The organism is Pseudomonas antarctica (genome assembly GCF_900624995.1).
In the GTDB taxonomy this organism is placed as follows: domain Bacteria; phylum Pseudomonadota; class Gammaproteobacteria; order Pseudomonadales; family Pseudomonadaceae; genus Aquipseudomonas; species Aquipseudomonas antarctica.
In genome coordinates, this window is the sequence record NZ_UYXQ01000194.1 from 1 (window position 1) to 5,058 (window position 5,058).

4 protein-coding genes and 1 pseudogene are annotated in these 5,058 nt (G+C 60.4%); all 5 read right to left on the reverse strand.

Annotated features, from left to right (window positions below):
* Positions 1–446: pseudogene (locus tag E0F99_RS28795) on the reverse strand (hypothetical protein); the annotation flags it as partial.
* Between the two features lie 18 nt (positions 447–464).
* The gene (locus tag E0F99_RS28800) at positions 465–812 is read right to left on the reverse strand and encodes a DUF2493 domain-containing protein (protein ID WP_083358296.1); all 348 of its coding nucleotides are present in this window, start codon (positions 810–812) and stop codon (positions 465–467) included.
* Between the two features lie 65 nt (positions 813–877).
* Positions 878–3,592 (reverse strand): magnesium-translocating P-type ATPase, encoded by a 2,715-nt coding sequence (gene mgtA, locus E0F99_RS28805; RefSeq protein WP_083358297.1) that lies wholly within the window; start codon positions 3,590–3,592, stop codon positions 878–880.
* A 235-nt stretch (positions 3,593–3,827) separates the two neighbouring features.
* A complete protein-coding gene (locus tag E0F99_RS28810) occupies positions 3,828–4,121 on the reverse strand; it encodes a hypothetical protein (protein WP_083358298.1) in 294 nt (97 codons plus the stop codon).
* Between the two features lie 316 nt (positions 4,122–4,437).
* Positions 4,438–5,049, reverse strand: a complete 612-nt coding sequence (locus tag E0F99_RS28815; protein ID WP_083358299.1) for a LysE family transporter — start codon at positions 5,047–5,049, stop codon at positions 4,438–4,440.
* Between the last annotated feature and the right edge of the window lie 9 nt (positions 5,050–5,058).

Consider the following 5,058-nt stretch of genomic DNA (forward strand, 5'->3'; position numbering starts at 1 on the left):
CGCCCCCAGGCCTCCCGCGACCACACCTGGGCCTTGACTTGCGGGCTGACCTGCGTGTCGGCGGCACCGGCATGACTGGCACGCGACAGTGCGGCGCTCCATTGCACTGAAGGCAGTGCGCTGAACGTGCAGGCCGGGTTCAAGGTCTGGTTATGGACGTTGCCTTGGTGCCGATTGGCGGTGTACCAGGCGTCGACATTGCATTCGCCCGGGGCGTTCACCGCCCCGTCGTCAACCACATAAGCACCACCGGCCGCCTGGGCCTTGGAAAGCAGCGCGATGAGTAAAATAAGGCCCAGGGTCACGCCGATAAACGTCAGGTTACGCTGCAGTGCGCGCCGTTTGGCTGGCGGCAATAGCAACAAGGTGTGGCGGGCGCCGCGATTGTGGCGCACGCGGTATTTGGCAAACCCGTCGTTGCGAAGAGGGGTGTGTTTTTTGTGCATGATGCACCTCGCTTGAATTCAGCTTTCTACGGTCAGCACCGAAATGCCGCTGGCTTTGGCCTGACAGACCAGCTCCGAAGTGTCGTCACCGCCTGGGAGGGCGATGACCACGTCGGGGCGGCTGTCGGCCAGCATGAAATGGTTGCGCTGTCGTTCCGCTTGCTTGCCGTGGCGTTGCCAGTTGGGCGGGTAGCGCACCACGTCGATGCCGATTTCCCGCGCCCACTCCTCGACGTCACTGCCCAGGAATTGGTTGCCGCCGTGAATCAATACCTGCACTGGGCGCAGGCGGTGGTAGGCGTCCAGCACTTGGCGGGACTTTTTGGTGTCGGCGTAATGACGACCTGCACAGATCAAGACGCGCATATTCAAAATCCTTGTGTCGCGCGGTGGCGGCCGGGCGACCGCCACCGTTTAAACGGCGGGGGTGATCAGTACCACTGCTTGAAGCGGCGGATGTAGATCGTTTTCATCAGTTGCGCCACGCAGCAGTAGGCGAGCAGGGTGCCGACCAACCATGGGAAGTACGCCAGCGGCAGCGGCTCCAGGCCGACCAGGGTGCCCAGCGGCGAGAACGGCACGTAGATCCCCAGCCCGATGACAATCGCGGTCATCATCAACACCGGCCAGGCGGCCGTGCTCTGGAAGAATGGGATCTTGCGGGTGCGCAACATGTGCACCACCAGGGTTTGCGAGAGCAGCCCTTCGATAAACCAGCCGGACTGGAACAGGGTCTGCATTTCCACACTGTTGGCGCTGAACACGTACCACATCAGCGCAAAGGTGGTGATGTCGAAGATCGACGAGGTTGGCCCGATCCAAATCATGAAGCGGCCGATGTTTTTAGCATCCCACTTCCGCGGTTTGGCCAAGTATTCCTTGTCCATCTTGTCCCACGGCAAGGCCAGTTGGGAGATGTCGTACATCAGGTTTTGCAGCAGCAGATGGATCGCCAGCATCGGCATGAATGGAATGAACGCGCTGGCCACCAGCACCGAGAACACGTTGCCGAAGTTGGAGCTGGCGGTCATGTTCAGGTACTTCATGATATTGCCGAAGGTTTCGCGGCCCTTGAGCACGCCTTCTTCCAGCACCATCAGGCTCTTTTCCAGCAGAATGATGTCGGCCGATTCCTTGGCGATGTCGGTGCCGCTGTCCACTGAAATACCCACGTCGGCGTCGCGCAGCGCCGGTGCATCGTTGATGCCGTCACCGAGGAAGCCGACCGTGTGGCCGTTGGCTTGCAGTGCCTTGAGCACCCGCGATTTCTGCAGCGGCGTGAGTTTGGCGAACACCGTGCGTTCTTCCACGCGGCGCATCAGGGTGGCGTCGTCCATCGCTTCGATTTCTACGCCCAACAGTGGCTGGCCGGGCTCGAGGCCGACCTGACGGCAGATCTTGCTGGTGACCACGGCGTTGTCGCCGGTCAACACTTTCACTGCCACGCCGATTTGTTGCAGTGCAGCAATCGCCGGGCCTGCAGTTTCCTTCGGTGGATCCAGAAAGGTCAGGAAGCCCTGGATGACCAGGTTGCGCTCATCGGCGGTGGTGTATTGCTGGCGAGCCAGAGATTTAGGGATGTGACGGGTGGCGACCACCAGTACACGGAAACCGTCCTCGTTGTAGTCATTGGCCAGTGCCAGCAACTCGTCACGGCGACGATCATCCAGCGGCACCGCGGCGCCATCTTCCATCACGTGCGTGGAAATGCTCAGCATCTCTTCCACCGCGCCCTTGCACACCAGCAACTGGTCGCCGACGGCATCCTTGACCACGATCGACAGGCGACGGCGCACGAAGTCGAACGGCAATTCATCGACCTTGCTGTAGGCAAACGGCAGTTGGAACTTGGGATTGTGTTCCGAGAACTGCACCACAGCCTGGTCCATCAGGTTCTTCATGCCGCTCTGGTGGTAGCTGTTCAGCCAGGCCAGGGACAGCACCGCGTCATCACGTTGACCGAAGGCGTTGACGTGGTGTTCGAGGATGATCTTGTCTTGGGTCAGGGTGCCGGTCTTGTCGGTGCACAGCACGTCCATTGAGCCAAAGTTCTGGATCGCATTCAGGCGCTTGACCACCACTTTGCGCTTGGCCATGGCGGTGGCGCCCTTGGCCAGGTTGGCGCTGACAATCATCGGCAACATTTCCGGCGTCAGGCCCACGGCCACCGCCAGGGCAAACAGCAATGCTTCGCCCCAGTCGCCTTTGGAGAAGCCATTGAGCAGGAATACGATCGGCACCATCACCAGCATGAAGCGAATCAACAGCCAGCTGACGCTGTTGACCCCACGGTCGAACGCGGTCTGCACCCGCGAGCCGACAATGGCCTTGGCCAGCGAGCCAAAGTAAGTGCGCGGCCCGGTGGCGACCACCACGGCTTTGGCCCGCCCGCTGACCACGTTGGTGCCCATGAAGCAGATGTTCGGCAGGTCCAGCAGGTTGCTCTGGTCGGCCGCCAGTGAAGAGGCGGATTTGTGCGTGACGTCACCGAGCGTGTCGTATTTCTCGACCGGCAAGGCTTCACCGGTCAGCACGGCCTGGCTGATAAACAGGTCACGGGATTCGATCAGGCGGATATCGGCCGGGATCATGTCGCCAGCCGACAATTGCACGATGTCGCCGGCGACCAAGTCGCGCATCGGCACTTCGCGCAGCGTCGGCTGGGCGCCGACTTGCTCGCGGCGCAGCACCGTGGCGGTGGTGCGTACCATGGCTTTGAGCGCTTCGGCAGATTTGGCCGAGCGGTGCTCCTGCCAGAAGCGCAGCAGGCTGCTGAGCAGCACCATGGTCATGATGATGATGACTTTGGTCAGGTCGACTTCTTCACCGGCCTGCAAGGGCAGCCAGTAGTCGGTGACAAAGCTGATGCCAGCCAGGGTCAGCAGCACATAGATGAAAGGGTTGTTCAGTGCCTGCAGGAACTGGACGATGGCGTGAGGCGGCTTGTCATGGGCCACCTCGTTGTAGCCTTCGCGTTGCAGACGCGCCGAGGCGTCCAGTTCGGTTAAACCATCCTGGGTGGCTCGCACATTGGCGAGGGTGGCCTGCAGGCCGTTCTGGGCTTCGCGGGCGGCACGCATCGACAGTTTGGTGTCGGTTGCGGTGCCATTTTTCTTGTGCAGAGGCGTGTTTTTTACGGCGCTCATTGTCTGTACTCCTGTCGCCAATTCTCGACAAAACATACCCGGTACTTACCTGAATACAGGCGAGCGAAAGCATGCCGAGCCGCGGACTTCGCGATCGGTTTAAATAAGGTGTTCACCTAACTTCTACAGCGCCCGCCAGACGCACGTTAGTTAACTAACGCGCAGCGGGCTACTACTGGACGTGTTCATAAAGAACTCCAGAATATCAATTTGGAAGTTGCTGTTTCCGGCCGACTTAAGCGGCGCGAGTGCTCAAATAGAGTCCGAGCAACAGGCGCGCTTGAGCCAGCATGGAAACCTTGGGTCTGTGCGGGTCTTGAGGGTCGGCGTGGTCCCAGTGCTGCAGCAGTTGGCCGCTGGCAGGGCAGATACGCCAGTGCGCCAGCGGGGGCGCCGGACGCACTTGGGGGGAAGGTGCAGCAAAGGCGGAACGAGCAGGCGAAAAGCCTACAGGCTCACGGTACAGCTTGGCGCGCAGGGCTGCGGCTAGCGTACGTACATCTGGCAAAACTAAGCGTTGGAAGGTCATAACACACCTCGGGACCGGACGGGCGACCGGTGAGGCAGTTACGGTGGAGCATCAGCTCTAGCGCAGCTTACCGGACCTGGAAGGCGAGTCCTGTCATATTCTGGGTTTGGCGCCCGATGCCCGCGTTAGCGGTGCTCGGACAGCGACTAGATACTGTGTCCATTGGCTTCTTTTGTGAGGTTTAAAAAAGGCCCCAGTTGTGGGCAGGGGCAATCTACTCAGGCGGTTACAAAATGTCAACGCATGATTAATTAAATTAACCCGTGTTCAGAGTTTATTCAGATAAGCCGCTCGGGAAGTTACCGGATATATAACTTCACACGCCCTGTGCCGATAGAACTGCCAGATACATCAATACCAACCCACCCACGCCATAACTGATGCGCTGCCACAGCGGCGAGGCGTTCTTGCGCAGCAGATTGACGAGTGCGGCAATCACAAAACATGACAGCACCGACGCCAGCATAAAGCCGGCAAAAAACATCAGGGTTTGCGCATGGCTGGGCGTGGCGCCGACGATGCCCGACAACGCGCTGCCCAATGCGCCCCAATAAACAATGTTCTTCGGGTTGGCCAGGGAAATGGCCGCGCCCACCGCCAGCGCGTTTTGCCCGCCGCGGGCTGGCGCGGTGTCGGCTGCGGGCAAGTGCCAGGCGTCGATCAGGCTGCGCACGCCCAGCCAGGCCAGGTACAGCGCGCACACGATGGTCAGCGGCACACGCACTGCGTCGTGTTGAATCAGCAGGGCCATGCCGGTGAGGCCGATCACCGCCCACACGGCGTCGCCCACCAGCGAGCCGATCTGCACCAGCAAGGCTGGGGTAAAGCCGTGCAGCAAGCCGCGGCGCAACGTCTCGGCCAGCACGGCGCCAGGCGAGAGGCAAAACACAAAACCGAATACCAGCGCGTAAAAAAAGATCGTCAACATGGCCGCGTT